This window comes from Pseudarthrobacter sp. MDT1-22, assembly GCF_054511035.1.
In genome coordinates this window covers 1-20,995 of record NZ_JBTNDK010000035.1, presented here as the reverse complement: position 1 = coordinate 20,995, position 20,995 = coordinate 1, and the positions used below count along the sequence as shown (strand labels likewise).

Below are 20,995 nucleotides of genomic sequence, written 5' to 3'. Positions count from 1 at the left end.
GCCTCTTAACCTACCCGGCCGCCTGCGGGGCCACTTTGATGATCTCCAGGGCGTCAGGATCCAGCAGCTTCCGCGTGCCGGTCCGCGCGTCCCGGATCCAGATCAGTTCCAGGGAATGTACGACGTCGGTCACCCGGCCTTTGTGGAAGAGCTTGCCGTTGTGCCACGCCTCGATGTGGTCGCCGAGTTGGATTCGTTCCGTCTGCACCTTGTCAGTGATCATGCTGTGCCCCCTGCTGGTTGTCCCCGTATGCCCAGCATGCCCCGGCCAGGTTGCCGCAGTGTTTCTGCCGGGTAAAAGCCCGGGTTTCGACAAGCTCAACCACCGGATGGTGGAATGCATTCATGACCAATGACGAGATTCGGCCTGTCTACTTCCTTTCGGACAGCACCGGCATCACCGCGGAAACGCTCGGCAACACCTTGTTGACGCAGTTCCCCGCGAACAACTTTGACCGCATTACGATCCCGTTCATTACCACCGCCGAACAGGCCAGAACCGTGGTGGGCACCATCGACAAACTGGTCGCCACCGGCCCGCGGCCCATCGTCTTTTCCACTGCTGTCAGCAGCGACATCAGGCAGGCCATTGCAACGTGCCAGGGGATCATCGTGGATCTGATCGGGACGCACGTGGGACAGCTGGAGCAGGCCCTCGGTTCCCAGGCCAGCGCTGAACCCGGCAGGGCCCACGGCCTCGGCAACGCGGAGCGGTATCAATCCCGGATGGCCGCCGTCGAGTACGCCATGGAACACGACGACGGCCAGAGCCTGCGGGCGCTGGAAAAGGCGCAGGTCATCCTGGTGGCACCGTCCCGCTGCGGAAAAACGCCCACCACCATGTACCTGGCGCTGCAGCACGGCATCTTCGCCGCGAACTTCCCGCTGGTGGACGAGGATTTTCAACGGGAAGGGCTGCCCAAGCCGCTGCGGCCTTTTGTTGAGAAGTGTTTCGGACTGTCCTCCAACCCCCTGCGGCTGAGCCAGATCCGCACTGAGCGGCGCCGCGGCTCACCCTACGCGTCGCTACGGCAGTGCGGCTTCGAGCTGCGCAGTGCCGAGCAGTTGTACGTCTCCCACCGGATCCCGTACTTGAATTCGGCGACGGTGTCCGTGGAGGAAATGGCGGCCACCATCCTGCAGCGGATGAACCTCAAACATTAGGGAAAAATTTCACAAGCCCCGTGTGGCGCACATCATGTTGGAAAGAACGCTCCGGACCTGTCACTGTAGACAGGATCCGCGCCCACCAACCGGCCACAGCCGCGAGCGGGCGGCGCCCCGGCATGCCATCATCCCTGCAAAGGAGCAGCAATTATGACAACAGACATCCTGTGGTTCTCAGAACTCGGACTCAAGGACCTGGACCGGGTAGGGGGCAAGAACGCCTCCCTCGGTGAGATGGTGCAGAACCTCACCTCCGCCGGCGTCCAGGTCCCTGACGGCTTTGCCACGACGGCGGACGCCTACCGCAGCTTCCTGGCTGATTCGGGCCTGGACCAGAAGATCGCGGACCGGCTTGTGGGACTGGACACCGATGACGTGACGGCCCTGGCAGCTGCGGGCAAGGAGATCCGGGCGCTGATGCGCGAGACGCCCTTCCTGCAGGACTTCGAGGCGCAGATCCGGAACGCCTACCAGCAGCTGGTGGACAAGCACGCGGGCTCCGAGGACCTCTCCTGGGCCGTCCGTTCTAGCGCCACGGCGGAAGACCTCCCGGATGCCTCCTTCGCCGGGCAGCAGGAAACCTTCCTGAACGTCCGCGGCATCGAGAACATCCTGATCGCCATCAAGGACGTGTTCGCGTCCCTCTACAACGACCGGGCCATCGCCTACCGCGTGCACCACAAGTTTGAACACGCCGAGGTGGCACTCTCGGCGGGCATCCAGCGGATGGTGCGCTCCGACGTCGGCGCCTCCGGCGTTATGTTCACCATGGACACTGAGTCCGGGTTCCAGGACGCCGTGTTCGTCACGTCCTCCTACGGCCTGGGCGAGGCCGTGGTCCAGGGCGCCGTGAACCCTGATGAGTTCTACGTCTACAAGCCCGCGCTGCAGGCCGGGCGGCCCGCCATCCTCAAGCGCGGACTGGGCGAGAAGGCCCTCCAGATGACCTACACCAACAGCCAGGAGATCGGCCGGACCATCGACTTCGTGCCGGTCGAGGCCTCCTTGCGGAGCCGCTTCAGCCTCAGCGACGCCGACGTCGAGCAGCTCGCCCGGCACGCCGTCGCCATCGAGAACCACTACGGCCGTCCCATGGACATCGAATGGGGCAAGGACGGGACCGACGGCGGCCTGTACATCCTGCAGGCACGCCCGGAGACGGTGCAGTCCCGCCGGGCCGCCGGCAGCCTCAGCCGTTTCCGCCTCAACGCGACCGGCCGGGTCCTGGCCGAGGGCCGCGCGATCGGCCAGCGCATCGGTGCCGGCAGCGTCCGCATCCTCACATCGATCGACCAGATGGCCGCCTTCAAGACCGGCGATGTCCTGGTCGCGGACATGACCGACCCGGACTGGGAACCGATCATGAAGCGCGCCTCGGCCATCGTCACCAACCGCGGCGGACGCACCTGCCACGCGGCCATCATCGCCCGCGAACTGGGGATCCCCGCCGTCGTCGGCACCGGAAGTGCTACGGACGCCCTCACCGACGGCCTCGAGGTGACCGTCTCCTGCGCCGACGGCGAGACCGGCACCATCTACGAAGGGCTCCTTGACTTCAGCGTCGAGGAAACCGCCATCACCGAGCTGCCGGAGGCCCCGGTCAAGGTCATGATGAACGTCGGAACCCCGGAGCAGGCGTTCACCTTCGCCCAGCTGCCCAACCACGGTGTGGGCCTGGCCCGGCTGGAATTCATCATCAACCGCCAGATCGGCATCCACCCCAAGGCGCTCCTGAACCTGGACAGCCAGCCGGCGGACGTGGCCGCGGAAATCCGGGAACGGATTGCCGCGTACAGCAGCCCGCGCGACTACTACATCAAGCGCCTGGCCGAAGGGGTGTCCACCATCGCGGCGGCTTTCGCGCCGGAGCCGGTGATTGTGCGCATGTCCGACTTCAAGTCCAACGAGTACGCCAACCTCATCGGCGGACCGGCCTACGAGCCGCACGAAGAGAACCCGATGCTCGGCTTCCGTGGCGCCTCCCGGTACCTGGAGCCGTCCTTCCGGGACTGCTTCGACCTCGAGTGCGAGGCCCTGTCCTTCGTCCGCAACGAGATGGGGCTGACCAACGTCAAGCTGATGATCCCGTTCGTGCGGACCCTGGACGAGGCCCGCGGCGTGATCGAGCTGCTGGCGGAGAACGGCCTGGTCCGTGGCGAGAACGGCCTCGAGGTGATCATGATGTGTGAGATCCCCTCCAACGCGCTGCTCGCCGACGAATTCCTGGACTACTTCGACGGCTTCTCCATCGGCTCCAACGACATGACCCAGCTGGCCCTGGGCCTGGACCGGGATTCCGCGATTGTCTCGGGCGGCTTCGACGAACGCGATCCTGCCGTCAAGAAGCTCCTGAGCATGGCCATCAAGGCCTGCAAGGCGCGCGGCAAGTATGTCGGCATCTGCGGCCAGGGTCCCAGCGACCACGCCGACTTCGCCGAGTGGCTGGTCGGGGAGGGCATCGATTCCGTCTCCCTGAACCCCGACACCGTGGTGGACACCTGGCTCCGGCTCGCCGGCACCCCGGTGATTGAGCCTGTCGAAATCCGGTAACTAGCGCGAACTGAACGGACGACGTCGGCACCCGGGTTGGGTGCCGACGTCGTCCGTTCCCGGTGGTCGAGGATCTACTCCTCGACACGGCAGCGGCTTGTCGCTGCGCATATTCCGTGGCGCTATCTGAATATCACCGGCGCCAGGAAATATGCGGGTCACGGTCGGGTTTGCGCGTCGACAACCGCAGAACGCGTACGACGGCGGGGCGCGCCGGCCGCTGCCAGTTTGCGTTCCAGCTTCCCGGGTTCCATCAGATCGGCCGAGTCCCACCTCACCACGTTGAACCCAGCGGCCCGGATCCGGTTCTCGCGCTTCGTTTCCTCCGCCACTGACTGCGACGCCGTCCGGCCCTGGAGGAACTCCGGTTTGATGTATCCCGGCCTTCGAGAACCACAGACCGAAGCGGCGGGAGGGGGAGGGGAGAAAATCATGGTCCTCCGCGTTCCTGCGGTCGGCCTGCAAAACGTTGTGGTTGACGTACTGCACGGACAGTTCGGTGTGTGCGCGGCCGAGTCCCAGCGCCTCGAGCTCAAGCATGACATGGGTTCCGGTCGCGTCCTGGGTGCGGGAAAGCTGTCTTGGTTGTGATTTTTCCGAAGTTCCGCCGCACGTGAATCTTAGTCCGTGCGGTTGTGGCCGCCGGTTTCATCGCGGTGCGCCTGCTGTGCGGTGTCCGCGTCCAGCGACTCATGCGAGGCCGGTCCGCCTATGCCGTAGAAGTCGCTTTCGGGCGGCGCGTAGGCCTTCGGGTGGTCGCGTTTAGGGGTGCCGGATGCCGCCCCGTCCTTGGGCCGTGTGGTGTCGTGCGCGGGTGCGCCGGTGATTTCTTCCTTCGTTTTCTTCCCCGCCTGGCTTGCCTGTTCCTGAACTTCAGGTGTGTTCCTGGCGGTGTCGGAGACTTTGTCCCTGTGTGTCGGGCCCTCCCGGAAACCGCGGACTTTTAGTTTGAGTTTCTCGTAGCTGTCCCTGCCTGCCCGGGTGCCAAGGACATAGCCGACTGCTATACCTGATACGAATACGAGCTTATTTTTCATTTCGGTGCTCCTGCTTCTTTTCGGTGACAGAGCGTATTTAGGTTTCGGTACTTCGTTCGCGGCCCCGTAAGTGCCGATGGTCGTGCCCCGGCACCGCGCGAGGCGGTCAGGAGAGGGCCGGGTCACCTGCCGGGAGAATAGCTGCGGTGTTCCGGGGGGTGCGGATGACCTGGCCGGCGAAGGCAAAACCGCCGCCGAATCCGAAGAGCAGGGCGGGGCTGTCCGGGGGGACTTCCCCGGTGCGGACGAGTTTGGCCAGTGCGATCGGGATGCTGGCTGATGAGGTGTTTCCGGAGTGGATCACGTCGCGGGCGGTGATTGCCCGGGGGATACCCAGCTGGTCGGCGAGGGGTTCGATGATGCGCAGATTCGCCTGGTGCGGAATGAACGCGGCGAGGTCCTCGGGGCGGATTCCCGCCAGTTCGCAGGTCCGGCGTGCCAGTTGCGCTGCCTGTGTGATTGCCCAGCGGTAGACGGTGAGGCCCTCCTGTTCCAGGTGCAGGGAAGGCTCTTCGATTCTGACTGCCTGTGCGAGGGCCGGTACTGAGCCCCAGTGGACGGGCCCGACCCCGGGTTCGTCGGTGGCAGTCAGGAGTGCCGCGCCGGCACCGTCTCCGACCAGGACGCAGGTGCTCCGGTCGGCCCAGTCGGTGAAGTCGCTGAGTTTTTCCGCTCCGATGACTAGGGCTGTGGTCGCGGACCCGGCCCTGATTGCCTGATCGGCGATGGCCATCGCATGGGTGAAGCCGGAACAGGCGGCGTTGACGTCGAAAACGGCTGGCGAGGCGGCGCCGATGCTGGCCGAGACCCGGCCTGCGGTGCTGGGGGAGCGGTCCTTGGCCGTGACGGTGGCAACGATGATCAGGTCCAGGTCCCGGGCGTCCATCCCGGCGTTCTGAAGGGCGTCCTGTCCGGCTCGGATGGCCATGTCGGCTACGGATTCGGTGTCGGCAATGTGGCGCGATTCGATGCCGACTCTGCTGCGGATCCATTCGTCACTGGTGTCCACCATCAGGCTCAGCTCACTGTTGGTGAGGATCCTGGCCGGTTGGTAGGATCCGACGCCGACGACACGGGATCCGCGGACGAGAGCATCCGGCAGGCTGCGGGGCGGGGACGGGTTCATGGGGGGCTCCTGGTCTGGGTGCGGTATGGCATGACGGGGCCCGTCAGCGCGGGGTGGGTGGGGACGTGTTCGGCGCCGGCATGCCCCCCGGGGAGGGGGGAATTGAGGTGATCGATGCGGGCCGTGAGCCGGATGAGTTCTTGGTGTATTGGTGGCCAGGCCGCCCCCGCGCACGGGTGGCGTCCCGGGCCGGTGGACCGGACCGGGCTTCGTTGTCGGTCCCTGCGACGGGACGGGGCTTACAGGTCGCGTACCGCATCGCGGTTTCCCGGGGTTGGGGCGATCCTGGGCCGGCGGAGCGTGTCGAAGAGTTCAGGCAAGTCCATGTTGGCAGCCGCCGCGACCTCTTCCGGGGGTATCTGGGCCGCCATGGCCGTGCACAGGGCATGCACGAGGGCTTCATGGGCCTGGTCGATCTGCACCTGGAGCATTTCCAGTTCGGCGGACGCGGCCCAGATGCTGGTCAGGTACCGGTCCATGATGGTCCTGCTTTCCGTGAGGGGCGGACTGTAAGGAGCGCGGCGAGGTCAGTCATTGGGATCCGGGGAGCGGACATCACGTTCTCCGATCTCGGCGGCTCCGAGGGCAGCGGCCGCCGGGCCGTGCGTGGTGTCATGGCTCCGTTGTGCCAATTCAGGGTGGTGGAGGTCCAGGGCGGGACGCTCTGAACGGATCCGGGGCAGGGACGTGAAGTTGTGGCGCGGCGGCGGGCAGGACGTGGCCCATTCGAGCGAGGCCCCGAACCCCCACGGATCATCCACTTCGACCTTCTGCGCATTGCGGGCGGTGATGAAGATGTTCCAGAAGAACGGAACCAGGGAAGCGCCGAGGAGGAAGGAGGAGACGGTGGAGAACTGGTTCATCCAGGCGAAGTTGTCCTCGGGCAGGTAGTCGGCGTAGCGGCGGGGCATGCCTTCGACGCCGAGCCAGTGCTGGATGAGGAAGGTGCCGTGGAAGCCCAGGAACAGGAGCCAGAAGTGGATTTTGCCCAGGCGTTCGTTGAGCATCTTGCCGGTCCATTTCGGCCACCAGAAGTAGAACCCGGCGAACATCGCGAACACCACGGTGCCGAAGACGGTGTAGTGGAAGTGGGCGACCACGAAGTAGGTGTCGGAGACGTGGAAGTTCAGCGGCGGGGAGGAAAGGATGATCCCAGTCAGGCCGCCGAAGAGGAACGTGACGATGAAACCCAGGCTCCAGAGCATGGGAGTTTCGAAGGTCAGGGACCCGCCCCACATGGTGCCGATCCAGTTGAAGAACTTCACGCCGGTGGGCACGGCGATGAGCATCGTCATGAACGCGAAGAACGGCAGCAGCACGGAGCCGGTGACGTACATGTGGTGTGCCCACACGGTCACGGATAATGCGGCGATGGAGATGGTTGCGTAGACAATGCCCTTGTAGCCGAAGATCGGTTTGCGGCTGAAGACCGGGAAGATCTCCGAGACGATGCCGAAGAACGGCAGGGCAATGATGTACACCTCGGGGTGGCCGAAGAACCAGAACAGGTGCTGCCACAGGACCGGGCCACCGTTTTCGGGGTCGAAGATGTGGGCGCCGAATTTCCGGTCAGCGCCGAGGGCGAAGAGGGCCGCGGCGAGCGGCGGGAACGCCATAAGGATCAGGATGGCCGTGACCAGGGTGTTCCACGTGAAGATCGACATCCGCCACATGGTCAGGCCCGGGGCGCGCATGCAGATGATGGTGGTGATGAAGTTCACCGCGCCCAGGATGGTGCCGAAACCGGACAGGGCCAGGCCGAAGACCCACAGGTCCCCGCCGACCCCCGGGGTGAAGGTGCTGTTGGAGAGCGGCGCGTACGCGAACCAACCGAACGACGCGGCTCCCTGGGGGGTGATGAACCCGGAGACAGCGATGAGGGAGCCGAAGAGGAAGAACCAGAACGCCAGGGCATTAAGCCGAGGGAAAGCAACGTCCGGGGCGCCGATCTGCAGGGGCATCATGACGTTCGCGAACCCGGCGAAGAGCGGGGTGGCGAACATCAGCAGCATGATGGTTCCGTGCATGGTGAACAGCTGGTTGTACTGTTCCTTGGTTTGCAGGATCTGCATGCCTGGCTCGAACAGCTCGGCCCGGATGAGCAGCGCCATGACCCCGCCGAGGCAGAAGAACGTGAACGATGCGATCAGGTACATGTACCCGATAATTTTGTGGTCGGTGGTGGTAATCCAGCTGACCACGATGCGTCCCTTGGACCGGGGGACCACGGCGGCGGGGGCAGCGGCGAGGGTTGTGCTAGCGGTCATGACGGGACCTTATGATCGGTGTTCCTGGTGGACAAGGGTGTGTTGAAGGCCGGTACATCCGGGGCCCGGGCAGGTTTGCGGGCCAGGAGGACGCAGTCCAAGGCGGGGCGCCGGTCCCCGGGAACGGGCCGGGAGTGGGTCTCGGCTGATTCGACTTCCAGGCCGGACCGCCGAGCCCACGCGGCGACTTCGGTGCTGCCATGCAGCATGGATTGGTCCCGCGGGCCTGTGGTGCCTTCGCGCGGGTCTTCCGGATCATGGCCGATGAAGAGGAAGATTCCCCCGGGGGCGAGGGCCAGGGCGGCGCGGGCGATGACCCGTTCGAGGTCCGGTCCGGGCAGGTCCAGGAAGGCGGCCAGGACCAGGTCCAGGCTCGCCGGGTCCTGAGTGTGCACCGTTACTTCGGCGACTGTCCAGGTGACCAGGCCGGTGACTCCTTCGGCGAAGGCACGCTCCCGCCCGAGGGCCAGGGCTTCTGCGGAAAAGTCCAGGGCCTGGACGTGCCAGCCGCGCCCGGCCAGCCAGACCGCGTGCCGGCCGTCCCCGGACCCGAGGTCCAGTGCCCGCCCGGGCGTGAGCCCGTTCAGTGCTGAGCGCACAGTCGAGCTGGCGGGGGACCAGCCATAGGCGGCGCTGGCGTACCACCGGTCCCAGGCTTGCGCGTCCGCGGGGTACCCGGTTCCGCCGGGTCTGGAGTGCTTCCACGCCGGCAGCGGCATGCCGTCCACGCTCATCGCCGGCTCCTGCCAGGGTACGGCGCGCCAGCTCCCGCAGGACCGCCGGATGAGGCATTGCGGCGTCGGAACGCGGCGATCCCGGCGGGGATGCCGACGGTCGGGCCGGTCAGTACCACCGCGGCCAGCCAGGCCGGGTTCGTGGGCCCTGCGAGAAGTGCCGGGAGGTCGAACAGCAGAAGGGCCGCGAGTCCGAAACCCAGGAGGTAGTGCGGCACGTGATCCCGTTGCGGCCTGGATTCCGCGGTGGCTGTCGGTGGCAATGGATGCTCCTGAACATTCATCGGACCGTGGTGTTTCCGGGAGTAGTTCCCGCAGCCCGGCCACGGACGGGGTCCTGGCCTGCGTCGGGTGCCTTGTCCTGTGGGGGATGTTCGGTGGCACGGGTGGCCCTGGCCCGGGCGACGTGGCTGCGGGCGTGTTCCACAGCCGGGGGCAGATCTTCGAACAGGTGTTTGTGGTGGCGCAGGGACTCCAGCACACCTACCCGGGTGACCAGGGCCAGGTGGCGTTCCTGGATGCCTTTGATCAGCACGGTAATTCCGCGGCGTTCGAGGGCGTTGACGATGTCGGTGATGACCCTTGCCCCGGTCGCGTCCAGGACCTGGAGCTGGGACATGCGGATAATGACCACGTCGACGTTGCGGATCGCGCTGACCCGGTCCAGGACGCGTTCGGCGGCGGCGAAGAACAGGGCCCCGTCGAGCCGGAACACGGCAATGTGTTCGTCCCCGTCCTGGACCGGTCCCGGGATTTCTTCGCGGTGCACGCCGCTGGAGTTGACCAGGGTGCGCAGGGCGAAGAAGGACGCGACGGCGATGCCGATCGCAACGGCCTGGATCAGGTCGAAGGACACAGTGATCAGGGCGGTGATGAAGAAAACGACCGTGTCTGCCCTGGTGGAGCCGATCACGCTGCGCAGCGTGGCGAGGGACACCATGCGCGTAGCGGTGACCATCAGGACACCGGCGAGGGCCGCGAGCGGGATCCGGGAGACCGGGCCGGTGGCCAAGTAGACCACGGCCAGCAGGACCAGGGCGTGGATGATCGCGGCAAGCCTGGTCCTGCCGCCGGAGCGGATGTTTACCGCGGTGCGGGCGATGGCACCGGTGGCAGGCATGCCGCCGAAGAACCCGGAGCAGACCGAAGCCAGTCCCTGGCCGAGGAGTTCGCGGTCCGCGTCATAAGGGCCGGTGTCAGAGATCGAGGCGGCGACCCGTGCGGAGAGCAGCGACTCGATCGCGGCCAGCGCCGCGATCGTGGCCGCCGGGGCGGCCAGCGCAGCAACTGCGCCCCAGTCCAGGGCGGGGATCACCGGGGCGGGCAGGGTGTCCGGCAGGGCACCTATCCGGGCCACAGGAAGGTCCAGGACCTGGGCGGCGATGCTGGCGACGATGATGGCAATGAGCGACCCGGGGATCTGCGGGTGGATCCGGGGGGCCGCGATCATGATCAGCGCGACCACGGCCACCAGGGCCACGGGGGCCAGGAGAGCGGCGGGGGACGCTGTGGTGAGTCCCTGGACGGCAGAAACGGCGGCGTTGCTGCTCGGTCCGGCTTTAACGCCGAAGGCCGCCGGGACCTGTTGGAGGAAGATGATCATCGCGATCCCCAGGGTGAATCCTTCGATCACCGGCCACGGCAGGAGGGTAACGACCCGGCCCAGTTTGAGTACCCCGGCAACGATGACGATCACCCCGGCCAGGACCGAGACCGCGGCCAGCGCACCGATGCCCTGGGTGGCAATGACCGGGCCCAGGACGACGACCATCGCCCCGGTCGGCCCGGAAACCTGGATGTTCGAGCCGCCAAAAACAGCCGCGATCACCCCCGCGATCACCGCAGTGATCAGTCCGCTGGCCGCACCGGCGCCGGAGCTGACACCAAAGGCCAGCGCCAGTGGCAGCGCGACGATACCGACCGTGATGCCCGCGACCAGGTCCCCTTTCCAACTGCGGGGCAGTTCACCATAATCCCGCCAGGTCGGCAACAGCGCACGGGCCGTGTCCAGAGCGCTCATCAGACGCTGCCTGCAGGGGCAGCCGCAGGAGAGCTTGCCGCCGAATATTCGAGCTGGTCACGGGTGTTGCGCAGCATGTCGTTCAGCAGCAGCTTGGCCACCGCGAGGAGGTCCGCGACCTGGGGGTACGCCAGGGAATAGAACATCTGCAGGGCCCGGCGTTCAGCCGTCACCAGGTGGTAGCGGCGCAGCACGGACAGGTGCTGGGACAGATGCGAGGCCTCCAGCCCGGTCGCGGCGAGCATGTCGGTCACCGACACTTCCGGTGCCGCGGACAACATCTCCAGCACCCTGATCCGCACCGGATGCGCCAGACCTTTGAACAGGTTGGCCTTTACCTCATATAAGGGCGCCCGGAAATCCGAAAAATCGTCCATGCCTGCCTCCCGGCTTCACAGCAAAACCTTGCTTGACTATTTTATCCTTCTATCATCCAATATAACAGGGGGTAAGGCAGTTGCCCCCGCCGGGCCCGCTGGCGCGGGCCCGGACACAGCCCATATGGGTGGGCACCGTCACGGACGTTGGCCGGCCGGAATGAGATCCCTCACCATGCCCATGGCAGTAAAGCCCCAGCCGGCCCCCACGGCCCGCCGCGCGTCAAAGCCCCATCGCCGGGCCGGGGCGGGTGCGGCATGAGGGACCCGCTGACGACGTCGGGGGTCGAGCGGCCAGCGCCCGTTCCTGCCCCCACGCCTCCGGCTCCGATCATCACCGGGGTCTCGGTGGACACCTCCGGACCGGACGTGCGCGTGGAATTTGAACTGAACAGGCCCCCAGCCGGGGGAAGCTACCTGGTAGGGCTCCGTGCCGGCGACGCGGACCGGAGCACGATCAGGCACCTCACAGTCAGCCTCCGGGACGGCCGCGTCACAGGCCAGTCCACCTACGATTTCGGGACCGTCACCCGCACGGTGCACCCTCGAGGCGGCGCGACCTGCGCGGGTGCGTCCGTCACGGCGCTCTTCCCGCGGGCATCCCTGACCGGGCTGGGGGAAGATCGCGATATCACCGCGTACAGCTCCCTCAACGGACAGGAACTCCAAACAGGGATTCCCCTCACCCGGATGGCGACCGGAGGCCTCAGGCTATGAGCGGACAGCCCGCGGATTTTTCCCGGCACGGCCCAGGTACCGGCACCGCCCGGGACTACGCAATCTTCTTCACCCGGGAACTGGCCGGCGGCGTTGCTGCCGTCGAAAAACAACTCGATGCCCATCTGGGGCAGTGCAGCAGCCTCCGTCAATGGGCAGCGGCCCGCGGCGCAACGCTCGCTGACGCCGCGCAGGGGATCGAAGTACTCGGAGGACTCCTCACCGGGCCGGAGAGGATCGAGCTGGCGCCGTGGCGCCTGAAGGTAGAAGCCGGACTCTTCATCGGAACCGTCCTGGTCCGGAACTCCCCGCGGTGCGGTGGCTCCTGCTGCCCAACGGCCACCCCGTCGTCCACCTTGCGGAAAACAAAGACCTGGACGTCATCGCCCTCGCCCGCGCCCGCCTGGAAATCGGGGCCCCGGACCTGAGGACCGTCCTGCCCTACGCCGAAAGCCTGACGCCGGGACCTTAGCACCTGCCGGCGCACCGCCCAATCCCTGCCGTTGCCCGGCCGAAGGGCCGCCTCACGGGGACGTCCGAGCATCACGATCTCAGGGGCAGGGCAGGGCAGGGCAGGGCAGGGCAGGGCAGGGCAGCGCAGGTCCGCGACTACCTGTTATATTAGATGATGTATCCATCAAACAGTAAACCTGCGGCCAGTTTTCTTTACCGCGATGCCGGCGGGCACTGCCTGTCCCGGGCCGCTTGGCCGCGGCTTCACGAACCATTCCCCATGAGCTTTCTAAGACCGCCCCGCCCGCCGTCAGTGCGGGGGAAGGAAGAGAACCGTGCACAACACCACATACTCCAGCCTCCTGGACACCGCCCCCATTGCCTCCCCCCGACTTCTGGACTGGGTCGGCGAAGTAGCCGCCCTGACCGGACCGGACCGCATCCACTGGGTCGACGGATCAGAGGCCGAATACCGTGCGCTCACCGACGGGCTCGTCGCCGCCGGTACGCTGACGCGCCTGGCCGAGGACAAGTTCCCCAACTCCTTTGCCGCCTTCTCCGACCCCAAGGACGTCGCCCGGGTCGAAGAGCGGACGTTCATCTGCTCCGAAGACGAACGGGACGCAGGTTTCACCAATAACTGGATGGAACCCGCGCAGATGAAGGAAAAACTGCATAAGCTCTTTGCCGGTGCAATGCGCGGGCGCACCATGTACGTGATTCCGTTCGTGATGGGCCACCTCGACGCGGAGGACCCCAAATTCGGGGTTGAGATCACTGACAGCGCCTACGTCGTGGCGTCAATGCGGATCATGGCGCACACCGGTGCGGGCGTGCTGGCCAGAATGGTCGAGCTGGACGCGGATTTCGTCCCGGCGCTGCACTCGGTCGGCGCACCGCTGGAGCCAGGCCAGCAGGATGTCAGCTGGCCCTGTAACGAAGAGAAATGGATCGTTCACTTCCCCGAAGAGAAGTCCATCTGGTCATACGGCTCCGGCTACGGAGGCAACGCGCTGTTGGGTAAGAAGTGTTACTCACTGCGCATCGCCTCCGCGATGTCCCGGCAGGAGGGCTGGCTCGCGGAACACATGCTCATCCTCAAACTCACCAGCCCGGCACAGAAGGTCTACTACATCTCCGCCGCCTTCCCCTCGGCCTGCGGTAAAACCAACCTCGCCCTGCTCAACCCCACCGTGGAGGACTGGACGGTGGAAACCCTCGGGGATGACATCGCCTGGATACGTCCGGGCAAGGACGGGGAACTGCGCGCCACCAACCCGGAAGCGGGTCTCTTCGGCGTCGCACCGGGCACCGGCTGGCACACCAACCCCAACGCGATGGACGCCATCGCCAAGGGCAACACCATCTTCACCAACGTCGCCCTCACCGATGACGGCGGCGTCTGGTGGGAAGGCATGACCCGGGAGACCCCGGAGCACCTGACCGACTGGACCGGACAGGACTGGACCCCCGCCTCCGGCCGGCCCGCAGCGCACCCCAACTCACGGTTCTGCACCCCCATCAGCCAGGTCAGTATCCTGGCCGAGGAATACTACCAACCCGAGGGCGTGCCGCTCGCCGCCATCTTCTTCGGTGGCCGCCGGAAGACAACCATCCCGCTGGTCACCGAGTCCAGAGATTGGGCGGGCGGTGTCTTCATGGGATCAACGCTGTCTTCCGAGACGACAGCGGCAGCCGCCGGTCAGGTCGGGGTCGTCCGCCGCGATCCGATGGCCATGCTGCCCTTCATCGGCTACAACGCCGGGGACTACCTCAACCACTGGCTGGAGACCGGCCGGAGCGCCGATCCCGCAAAACTGCCCCGGATCTTCCTGGTCAACTGGTTCCGCCGCGGCGCCGACGGAAGTTTCCTCTGGCCCGGATTCGGAGACAACTCCCGCGTCCTCAAATGGGCCATCGAACGGCTCGAAGGGACAGCGGCTGCCATCGAAACCCCCATCGGCTTCGTCCCCGCACCGGAGTCCCTCGACATCGAAGGCCTTAACGTCACCCCCGGACACCTCAGTGCCGCATTGGCGGTCGATTCACACGAATGGGCCCAGGAAATCGACAGCATCGATCAGTGGTACGCCCGGTTCGGTGACTCGCTGCCCGCCCAGTTGCCGGCCGAGCTGCAACATCTCAAGAACCGCTTCGCTGCCCGCCGGGGGACGCCGCGCATCAGCTCCCGATAGGTGCCAGACGTGGTGCCCGGCGTCATCCGCGCCGGCCCGCGACGTCAGACCCACCGCCAGGGCTTCAGATGTCAGAGACCACCATCGGTGTGGGTCAATGTGCCCATGAATCAAGGAGACGGTATGAACGAACAGATCAAGGTTGTTGGCTCCATTGTGGAGCTTGACGGCGACGAGATGACCCGCATCATCTGGCAGTTCATCAAGGACCGCCTGATCGTCCCGTATCTGGATGTGGACCTGAAATACTTCGATTTGTCCATCCAGAACCGTGACGCAACCGATGACCAGGTCACGATCGACGCCGCGAACGCCATCAAGGAATACAACGTCGGCGTTAAGTGCGCCACGATTACCCCTGACGAGGCGCGCGTTGAGGAGTTCGGCTTGAAGAAGATGTGGCCGTCCCCGAACGGAACCGTCCGTAACATCCTGGGCGGCGTCGTTTTCCGCGAGCCCATCATCATTTCCAACATCCCGCGCCTGGTTCCGGGCTGGAACAAGCCGATCATCATCGGCCGTCACGCCTTCGGCGACCAGTACATGGCGACCAACTTCAAGGTCCCGGGTCCCGGCACGCTGACCATGACCTTCACCCCCTCCGACGGAGGCGAAGAGATCAAGCAGACGGTGGTCACCTACCCGGACGGGGGAGGGGTTGCCATGGGCATGTATAACTTCAACGACTCCATCCGGGACTTCGCCCGCGCCTCCTTCGCCTACGGACTGCAGCGAAACTACCCCGTGTACCTCTCTACCAAGAACACCATCCTGAAGGCCTACGACGGCCAGTTCAAGGATCTCTTCCAGGAAGTATTCGACGCCGAGTTCAAGGACCAGTTCGAAGCGGCAGGCCTCAGCTACGAGCACCGGCTGATCGATGACATGGTCGCTTCGGCGATGAAGTGGGACGGCGGCTACGTCTGGGCCTGCAAGAACTACGACGGCGACGTCCAGTCCGACACCATCGCCCAGGGCTACGGCTCGCTCGGCCTCATGACCTCCGTGCTGATGACCCCGGACGGCAAGACCGTCGAGGCTGAAGCCGCACACGGCACCGTGACGCGCCACTACCGCCAGCACCAGTTGGGCAAGCCGACCTCGACCAACCCGATCGCCTCGATCTTCGCGTGGACCAGGGGCATCATGCACCGCGGGAAACTGGACAACACCCCTGCCGTCATTGACTTTGCTGTGACTCTCGAAGACGTCGTCATCAAGACGGTCGAATCCGGCCAGATGACCAAGGACCTGGCCCTTTTGGTGGGGCCGGACCAGGAATGGCTCACCACAGAGGAGTTCCTCGCAGCACTGGACGACAATCTTCAGGCACGCCTGGGCTAGTCCCCCCGCCCGACCCGTCCCGGCGATCCACTCGCAAGTTCCAGAAAACGCCGAACGTGCTCAGCGCAGTTCTAGCTTGGTCGGATCGGCCGCTTCCGTGTCCTCCTGGGCCGAGCCCGGGTCGGGTCGTGGAGGGCCAAGGGGTCCAAACCCGGCGTTAGGCTGGGCGGTATATCTTCGGCGCAAGAGCGCCGGATGAGGCAGACAACAAGGCCAAACGGCATGTCCGGGGCCATGGAAGGACGATCATGCTCTCTGACGCGCAGTATCCCGCGGCGAACCTGGCCCCGGATGAATGCTGGGAACTGCTGGCCGGTACGACAGAGGGCCGGCTGGCCGTGAGTGTGCATAACAAGCCTGATATTTTTCCCGTGGAATTCCACGCCCAGGACGGAAAAATACTTGTGCGAACGCCGCAGGGCGAAATGCTTGTGGAACTGACCATCAACCCTTCGGTGGCCTTTGAAGCGAACGGCCGGTCGGAAGCGTCCGCCTGGATCGTTGTCGTTCAAGGGACGGCCCGCGAACTGCAGAACTGGTCGGAAATCGACGCCGCTCAGCAGAAGGCCCAGCGCCCCTGGACGCCGACGGCGAAAGGGTCCTACGTGGAGATTGTCCCGACCGGGATCACCGGCCGGCGGCGGCCGGTCGACACCCAGATGGACGCACAGGAGTAAGAGACGAAGGCCGGGTAACATCCGAGCTCCCCCCTGCACCTGCCGGGTTGCGGATGTAGTACCCACCGGAACAGGTAGGTGGCGATTTCTGCCCCGGTGAGGGCAATAGCGGACATGATCTAGGCAGCTGCCGGATCAAACGGCTCGACGGGCATCGCCGCGGAGTGCCGGAACGGGCTCAGATCCTGCAGCCGGGCAGGCAGGCGGTTTGCCTGTCCCCTCAGAGTACTTTGCGGCCCTGAGGGCTCCGGTTGCCTCCGAACGCGACAGCGAAGGAATGGAGCGCATTCGCCTCGTGCGCGACGACATTCAGGCCCGGGTCCAAAAGCTTTATGCGGAACTCAGCACGAACTGGCTTCATCAATCCAAGGGCCCGTTCGCATCACGCCGGCGGGCACTGGGCCGTCCACGTGTGGGGCCGGTTCCGTTCCTGACGGTTCAGCTCTGCCATCAGGGAACGATTCACGGCGTGCGCAGCATCCAGCTCTGTGGAGAATTTCATCAGCGCGGCCAGGAAGCGGTCACGCCGGTTTGTTACGCATATTCCGTGTCGACACCTGAATATCACCGGCGCCAAGGAATATGCGGGTCACGGTCGGGTTTGCGCGTCGAAAACCGCAGAACGCGTACGACGGCGGGGCACGCCGGCCGCTGCGAGCTTGCGTTCCAGCTTCCCGGGCCTCATCAGATCGGCCCAATCCCACCTCACCACGTTGAACCCCGTGGCCCGGATTCTGTTCTCGCGCTTCTTTTCCTCCACCACCACCTGCGACGCGGTCCGGCCCTTGAGGAACTCCGGTTTGACGTACTTCTCCTCGCCATCGAATTCGCCAACCACCTTGGCCAGCTTCCAGTAGAAGTCGGTGTAGCCCACCAGGCCGTCCCTGTCGTGGATGGCTTGCTGCAGGACCGGGGCTTCGAAACCGGCCACATGGATCAGCGCGCGGCTGTAGGACTCCCCTGCGGAACCGGACAAAGGGTCCGCGAAAGCCACGGCGGTCAGCACCCTTCGCCCCGCAGCAGCGGAATACATTGATCCGATACCTGACTCCAGTTCAGCCTTCGTCACGGCAGGCAGCCGCAGGGTCCGGTCTCGTCGAAGCACATGGTCCAGAGGTGCGGCAGCCTCGGTAAAAGGCGTGAACGCCGCCAGGTCCAGGACAGTGCGGATGCGGCCGGTGACGAGCAGGCCCTCCCGCCGGACCACCATCAGACCCGCCGGCGCAGCAAAGTGGCGGCGGACTCCAGCACGTGACCGGCCGCCGTCGTTCTTCATGGTGAGGGCCTGGACCGGGTAGTTCAGGCCGATGGTGGGAATTCCCCACACGCTGGCGGCGGAGTGCTTGGCGAAGACCGTGGGTTTCTCGAACGTTTCCGCAGCTGCCCGGACGCGGACCACGGAACCGGCCTTTACGCGCTTGGCGAGGTCATTCGGGGTCAGCCCGTGAAGGACGCGGTCGCGGGCCAAGAGAAGCGGTGGAAGGTCGGTCATGTAGCGAAGATGCCAGCTGCGCGCCCTCGGCGCGAGGGGTAGGTGCCGCTATGTGGAGAAGTCCTGGCGACGCGCTTGTGCGTTTCCGACCCGCACCTCCACGGGCGCACCCGGAATATGGACTGCGTAGTGGAATATCGGGGTCGAAAACGAATTTGCGCGTCACAGAACCGGGGAGGAACGCACGACGTCGGCCCCCGGGTTGGGTGCCGACGTCGAACGTTAATGTCAGCCTTGGTTGATGCGGATCATGTTGCCGGACGGGTCGCGGAAGGCGCAGTCGCGGGGGCCCCAGGGCTGGACGATGGGTTCCTGGAGCACTTCGGCGCCGGACTCCCGGAGGGTTTCGAAGGTGGCGTCGAGATCGTCCGTGTTGAACACGAGCATGGGCATAACGCCTTTGGTGAGGAGCTCCTGGATGGCGTCCCCGTCGGCCTGGGAGCGGCCGGCGTGGGGAGGGGAGAGGACGATCTCAAGGTCGGGCTGGGCGGCACTGCCAAGGGTGACCCAGCGCTGTCCGTCCGAGCCGACGTCGTTCCGGACTTCCAGGCCAAGGGCGTCGCGGTAGAAGGCGAGGGACTCATCGAGATCGTTGACGGTGACGTGTGCGTACTTCAATGAAATGTTCATGTCTCCCACGCTAGGGGAGCGGCTAGGAAGAGGCTTCTTCAAACCTGCTCGGTTTGCGCGCGGGCCGGGTGTGCTGGCGGGCGATGCAGGTGGGCATCGCCTTTACGGCGTGGTGTTCGCGGGCCCGGTAGGCGCTGGGCGTCATGCCGACGATCTCGGTGAACCGCGAGCTGAAGGAACCCAGGGACGTGGAGCCCACCTCCATGCACGCATCGGTCACGCTGGCGCCGGCGCGCAGCAGGGCCATGGCGCGTTCGATCCGCCGCGTCATTAGGTAGTTGTACGGCGTCTCACCGTAGGCGGCCTTGAACTGGCGGGAGAAGTGCGCCGCTGACATGAGGGCCCCGGCGGCCATGGTGGGCACGTCCAGCGGCCGGGCGTACTCGCGGTCGATCAGGTCACGCGCCCGGCGCAAATGTGCCAGGTTGGCCAGCTCCTGCGGTGTCATGAGGCAAGTCTAGTTTCACAAAGCCCCTGACACGCCGGGCTTTTGCGTGTCCTGGGCGGAGGGGCTGGGGAGGAACGTCCGACGGCGGCAGCCGCCCCGGGCAGTGGATGATCGGAAATATCCTTCTGATTCAAGCGTTTGCCCGTGATCATGAAGGGCCACAACGCATTTTCAGAAATATGTTGCAGATTTGTATCCAATAGGGAAAAGTGGGCGGTGAAACCAGAGGAATCAGCAATATATTTCAGAAGGAGCCGCAGTGGAGGACGTCGCAGCCATCGGGGCGAGCATTCGGCGCGCCCGAAAGGAGGCTGGTATCACCCAGGGCACGCTGGCCGACCTGATCGGTACGTCCTCCCGGACCGTTCACGCCATCGAAACCGGGACCGGCAATCCATCCCTGGTCACGGTGGCCGCCGCGGCCAACGCTGTGGGGCTGCACCTCAAGGCTACCGATGCCTGACGACCTGGGGCGACTGAGATTCGTCCGCAGCGCGGATGTGTACAAGGCAGGTGTCCTGGCGGGACGTTTGAACCGGACCAGCCGCGGCAGTGTCGTCTTTTCCTACACGCCCGACTACCTCAGCACCGCCGGCCGCCCTATCGCGACCACCCTGCCTGTTGTCGCGGAGCCGGTGGAAGCACCCAGTGGCGCGCTGCCGTCCTTTTACTCAGGCCTCTTACCCGAAGGCCACCGCCTCACGGTCCTGAAGGACGCCGTGAAGACCAGCCTCGGTGATGAGCTCAGCCTTCTGCTTGCCGTCGGTGCCGACGTTCCCGGTGACGTGCAGATCGTACCCGCCGGAAAAGTGCCGGGGGAGCCACTGCCGCTGGCGGACACGTCGCGTCCGGAGGACCTGGACTTCGCTGTCCTCGCCGACGCAGTGGACCCTCACGGGCTACCGGGAGTCCAGGCCAAAGCCAGCGCTTCGATGCTGACCACCCCGGTCGCCTTGGCCAACCGGCGGTACCTGCTCAAACTGGATCCGCCGCGGCACCCTCATCTGGTCCTAAATGAAGCAGCGCACCTCACGGGGGCTAAGGCGCTGAAAATCCCGGTGGCCAAGCACAGCGTTGTCTCGGACCGGAATGGCCTGCCCGGACTCCTCGTGGAGCGGTTCGACCGCACGCAGGACCACGGGCTGCTGCGCCTGGCCCTGGAGGATGCCGCACAGGTCCTGAACCTTCCTCCGGCATCAAAATATGCCGTGAGCTCCGAGGAAGTAGTGGAGGCGTTGGCTGGGCTGTGCAAAGCCAAAGCTGTTGCCGTCAGGAACCTCTACCTGCAGTTCGTCTTCGCGTGGCTGACCGGAAACGGTGACCTGCATGCCAAGAACGCGTCGGTCCTGGAGGGCCTGTACGGCGGCTGGGTAGTGGCGCCGGTCTACGACATCCCCTGCACGCTGCTCTATGGCGACGACACCATGGCCCTGACCGTCTCCGGCCGCGTCAAGAACCTCAAGGCCCGGCATTGGCAGGAGTTTGCGGCCAGCATCGGGTTGCCCCCACGCGCGGCCACTGCCGCCAACAATATCGCGTTGGCGGCAGCCACCGCTATCGATCTGGAAGTCCTTCCCTTCGCGGGGTCACCTTTGAACGGGGCGCTGCGGGAACTCCGCTTCCGCCGCGCCGAGCTAAAGGGCTGATCGGATGTCCTCCCGGTGATCGAGCCTGTCAGTAATGATTGATGTGGGGTTCGGGTTGGTCTGACTCAGAGCCTGTCTGACGCTTTGGCTGTCTTTATTTCGATGCGTCGGCCGG

Annotated in this window: 21 protein-coding genes and 1 pseudogene; 10 read left to right on the top strand and 12 right to left on the bottom strand. The window is 65.4% G+C overall.

The features are described 5' to 3' along the window. Window positions 1-10: 10 nt before the first annotated feature. The gene (locus tag ACX80M_RS18910; protein ID WP_252614622.1) at window positions 11-223 is read right to left on the bottom strand and encodes a hypothetical protein; all 213 of its coding nucleotides are present in this window, start codon (window positions 221-223) and stop codon (window positions 11-13) included. A 122-nt stretch (window positions 224-345) separates the two neighbouring features. On the opposite strand from ACX80M_RS18910, the gene ACX80M_RS18905 reads away from it, so the two are divergent. After that, a complete protein-coding gene (locus ACX80M_RS18905; protein ID WP_459310154.1) occupies window positions 346-1,164 on the top strand; it encodes a pyruvate, water dikinase regulatory protein in 819 nt (272 codons plus the stop codon). 153 nt (window positions 1,165-1,317) lie between these two features. After that, window positions 1,318-3,717 carry a phosphoenolpyruvate synthase gene (gene ppsA, locus ACX80M_RS18900; protein ID WP_459310153.1) on the top strand — a complete coding sequence of 800 codons (2,400 nt, stop codon included), beginning with the start codon at window positions 1,318-1,320 and terminating at the stop codon, window positions 3,715-3,717. A 620-nt stretch (window positions 3,718-4,337) separates the two neighbouring features. Here the strand turns inward: ppsA and ACX80M_RS18895 are convergent. From ACX80M_RS18895 to ACX80M_RS18860, 8 genes are all read right to left on the bottom strand, one after another. Next, window positions 4,338-4,754 (bottom strand): hypothetical protein, encoded by a 417-nt coding sequence (locus ACX80M_RS18895; protein ID WP_459310152.1) that lies wholly within the window; start codon window positions 4,752-4,754, stop codon window positions 4,338-4,340. A gap of 106 nt (window positions 4,755-4,860) precedes the next feature. Further along, on the bottom strand, window positions 4,861-5,880 hold the full coding sequence (locus ACX80M_RS18890; protein ID WP_252611527.1) for a beta-ketoacyl-ACP synthase III: 1,020 nt from the start codon (window positions 5,878-5,880) through the stop codon (window positions 4,861-4,863). Window positions 5,881-6,119: 239 nt separating this feature from the next. Beyond that, window positions 6,120-6,359, bottom strand: coding sequence for a hypothetical protein (locus ACX80M_RS18885; protein ID WP_252598628.1), 240 nt, complete (start codon window positions 6,357-6,359; stop codon window positions 6,120-6,122). Window positions 6,360-6,407: 48 nt separating this feature from the next. Then, complete coding sequence (ctaD, locus tag ACX80M_RS18880; RefSeq protein ID WP_459310151.1) at window positions 6,408-8,147, bottom strand: aa3-type cytochrome oxidase subunit I; 1,740 nt, start codon at window positions 8,145-8,147, stop codon at window positions 6,408-6,410. Further along, window positions 8,144-8,881 (bottom strand): class I SAM-dependent methyltransferase, encoded by a 738-nt coding sequence (locus tag ACX80M_RS18875; RefSeq protein WP_252611529.1) that lies wholly within the window; start codon window positions 8,879-8,881, stop codon window positions 8,144-8,146. The genes ctaD and ACX80M_RS18875 overlap by 4 nt, the downstream gene beginning before the upstream one ends. Beyond that, on the bottom strand, window positions 8,878-9,144 hold the full coding sequence (locus ACX80M_RS18870) for a hypothetical protein (protein WP_252598625.1): 267 nt from the start codon (window positions 9,142-9,144) through the stop codon (window positions 8,878-8,880). The genes ACX80M_RS18875 and ACX80M_RS18870 overlap by 4 nt, the downstream gene beginning before the upstream one ends. A 17-nt stretch (window positions 9,145-9,161) precedes the next feature. Beyond that, the gene (locus tag ACX80M_RS18865; RefSeq protein ID WP_252611533.1) at window positions 9,162-10,901 is read right to left on the bottom strand and encodes a SulP family inorganic anion transporter; all 1,740 of its coding nucleotides are present in this window, start codon (window positions 10,899-10,901) and stop codon (window positions 9,162-9,164) included. Next, complete coding sequence (locus ACX80M_RS18860; protein ID WP_252598623.1) at window positions 10,901-11,278, bottom strand: ArsR/SmtB family transcription factor; 378 nt, start codon at window positions 11,276-11,278, stop codon at window positions 10,901-10,903. The genes ACX80M_RS18865 and ACX80M_RS18860 overlap by 1 nt, the downstream gene beginning before the upstream one ends. A 258-nt stretch (window positions 11,279-11,536) precedes the next feature. Between ACX80M_RS18860 and ACX80M_RS18855 the strand changes: the two genes are divergently transcribed. From ACX80M_RS18855 to ACX80M_RS18830, 6 genes and pseudogenes are all read left to right on the top strand, one after another. Next, the gene (locus ACX80M_RS18855; RefSeq protein ID WP_252611535.1) at window positions 11,537-11,995 is read left to right on the top strand and encodes a hypothetical protein; all 459 of its coding nucleotides are present in this window, start codon (window positions 11,537-11,539) and stop codon (window positions 11,993-11,995) included. Beyond that, window positions 11,992-12,423 carry a DUF6278 family protein gene (locus tag ACX80M_RS18850; RefSeq protein ID WP_252611537.1) on the top strand — a complete coding sequence of 144 codons (432 nt, stop codon included), beginning with the start codon at window positions 11,992-11,994 and terminating at the stop codon, window positions 12,421-12,423. Before ACX80M_RS18855 ends, ACX80M_RS18850 begins: the two co-directional genes overlap by 4 nt. A gap of 360 nt (window positions 12,424-12,783) precedes the next feature. Next, the gene (locus tag ACX80M_RS18845) at window positions 12,784-14,643 is read left to right on the top strand and encodes a phosphoenolpyruvate carboxykinase (GTP) (protein WP_459310150.1); all 1,860 of its coding nucleotides are present in this window, start codon (window positions 12,784-12,786) and stop codon (window positions 14,641-14,643) included. Window positions 14,644-14,766: 123 nt separating this feature from the next. Further along, window positions 14,767-15,987, top strand: coding sequence for an NADP-dependent isocitrate dehydrogenase (locus tag ACX80M_RS18840; protein ID WP_459310149.1), 1,221 nt, complete (start codon window positions 14,767-14,769; stop codon window positions 15,985-15,987). Between the two features lie 248 nt (window positions 15,988-16,235). Next, entirely contained in the window at window positions 16,236-16,664 is a 429-nt protein-coding gene (locus ACX80M_RS18835) for a pyridoxamine 5'-phosphate oxidase family protein (RefSeq protein WP_252598618.1), read from the top strand. Between the two features lie 256 nt (window positions 16,665-16,920). Then, window positions 16,921-17,010 (top strand): annotated as a pseudogene (locus tag ACX80M_RS18830) (low molecular weight phosphatase family protein); the annotation flags it as partial. A gap of 243 nt (window positions 17,011-17,253) precedes the next feature. Here ACX80M_RS18830 and ACX80M_RS18825 read toward each other — a convergent pair. The 3 genes from ACX80M_RS18825 to ACX80M_RS18815 all read right to left on the bottom strand — a co-directional run bounded on the left by ACX80M_RS18825 (window position 17,254) and on the right by ACX80M_RS18815 (window position 19,234). Beyond that, window positions 17,254-18,156, bottom strand: coding sequence for a hypothetical protein (locus ACX80M_RS18825; RefSeq protein WP_459310148.1), 903 nt, complete (start codon window positions 18,154-18,156; stop codon window positions 17,254-17,256). A 228-nt stretch (window positions 18,157-18,384) separates the two neighbouring features. Then, window positions 18,385-18,786: a VOC family protein gene (locus ACX80M_RS18820; protein ID WP_459310147.1), complete on the bottom strand. Its 402-nt coding sequence runs from the start codon at window positions 18,784-18,786 to the stop codon at window positions 18,385-18,387. 22 nt (window positions 18,787-18,808) lie between these two features. Beyond that, window positions 18,809-19,234 (bottom strand): helix-turn-helix transcriptional regulator, encoded by a 426-nt coding sequence (locus ACX80M_RS18815; RefSeq protein WP_252611548.1) that lies wholly within the window; start codon window positions 19,232-19,234, stop codon window positions 18,809-18,811. A 259-nt stretch (window positions 19,235-19,493) separates the two neighbouring features. On the opposite strand from ACX80M_RS18815, the gene ACX80M_RS18810 reads away from it, so the two are divergent. Further along, entirely contained in the window at window positions 19,494-19,697 is a 204-nt protein-coding gene (locus tag ACX80M_RS18810; protein ID WP_252598615.1) for a helix-turn-helix transcriptional regulator, read from the top strand. Further along, entirely contained in the window at window positions 19,690-20,880 is a 1,191-nt protein-coding gene (locus tag ACX80M_RS18805; protein ID WP_252614628.1) for a type II toxin-antitoxin system HipA family toxin, read from the top strand. Before ACX80M_RS18810 ends, ACX80M_RS18805 begins: the two co-directional genes overlap by 8 nt. Window positions 20,881-20,995 lie beyond the last annotated feature (115 nt).

Excerpts from the sequence above, each read along its gene's own strand:
- ACX80M_RS18910 (WP_252614622.1), bottom strand. The coding sequence starts at position 223 with ATGATCACTGACAAGGTGCAGACGGAACGAATCCAACTCGGCGACCAC.
- ACX80M_RS18905 (WP_459310154.1), top strand. The coding sequence starts at position 346 with ATGACCAATGACGAGATTCGGCCTGTCTACTTCCTTTCGGACAGCACC.
- ppsA (WP_459310153.1), top strand. The coding sequence starts at position 1,318 with ATGACAACAGACATCCTGTGGTTCTCAGAACTCGGACTCAAGGACCTG.
- ACX80M_RS18895 (WP_459310152.1), bottom strand. The coding sequence starts at position 4,754 with ATGAAAAATAAGCTCGTATTCGTATCAGGTATAGCAGTCGGCTATGTC.
- ACX80M_RS18890 (WP_252611527.1), bottom strand. The coding sequence starts at position 5,880 with ATGAACCCGTCCCCGCCCCGCAGCCTGCCGGATGCTCTCGTCCGCGGA.
- ACX80M_RS18885 (WP_252598628.1), bottom strand. The coding sequence starts at position 6,359 with ATGGACCGGTACCTGACCAGCATCTGGGCCGCGTCCGCCGAACTGGAA.
- ctaD (WP_459310151.1), bottom strand. The coding sequence starts at position 8,147 with ATGACCGCTAGCACAACCCTCGCCGCTGCCCCCGCCGCCGTGGTCCCC.
- ACX80M_RS18875 (WP_252611529.1), bottom strand. The coding sequence starts at position 8,881 with ATGAGCGTGGACGGCATGCCGCTGCCGGCGTGGAAGCACTCCAGACCC.
- ACX80M_RS18865 (WP_252611533.1), bottom strand. The coding sequence starts at position 10,901 with ATGAGCGCTCTGGACACGGCCCGTGCGCTGTTGCCGACCTGGCGGGAT.
- ACX80M_RS18860 (WP_252598623.1), bottom strand. The coding sequence starts at position 11,278 with ATGGACGATTTTTCGGATTTCCGGGCGCCCTTATATGAGGTAAAGGCC.
- ACX80M_RS18855 (WP_252611535.1), top strand. The coding sequence starts at position 11,537 with ATGAGGGACCCGCTGACGACGTCGGGGGTCGAGCGGCCAGCGCCCGTT.
- ACX80M_RS18850 (WP_252611537.1), top strand. The coding sequence starts at position 11,992 with ATGAGCGGACAGCCCGCGGATTTTTCCCGGCACGGCCCAGGTACCGGC.
- ACX80M_RS18840 (WP_459310149.1), top strand. The coding sequence starts at position 14,767 with ATGAACGAACAGATCAAGGTTGTTGGCTCCATTGTGGAGCTTGACGGC.
- ACX80M_RS18835 (WP_252598618.1), top strand. The coding sequence starts at position 16,236 with ATGCTCTCTGACGCGCAGTATCCCGCGGCGAACCTGGCCCCGGATGAA.
- ACX80M_RS18825 (WP_459310148.1), bottom strand. The coding sequence starts at position 18,156 with ATGACCGACCTTCCACCGCTTCTCTTGGCCCGCGACCGCGTCCTTCAC.
- ACX80M_RS18820 (WP_459310147.1), bottom strand. The coding sequence starts at position 18,786 with ATGAACATTTCATTGAAGTACGCACACGTCACCGTCAACGATCTCGAT.
- ACX80M_RS18815 (WP_252611548.1), bottom strand. The coding sequence starts at position 19,234 with ATGACACCGCAGGAGCTGGCCAACCTGGCACATTTGCGCCGGGCGCGT.
- ACX80M_RS18805 (WP_252614628.1), top strand. The coding sequence starts at position 19,690 with ATGCCTGACGACCTGGGGCGACTGAGATTCGTCCGCAGCGCGGATGTG.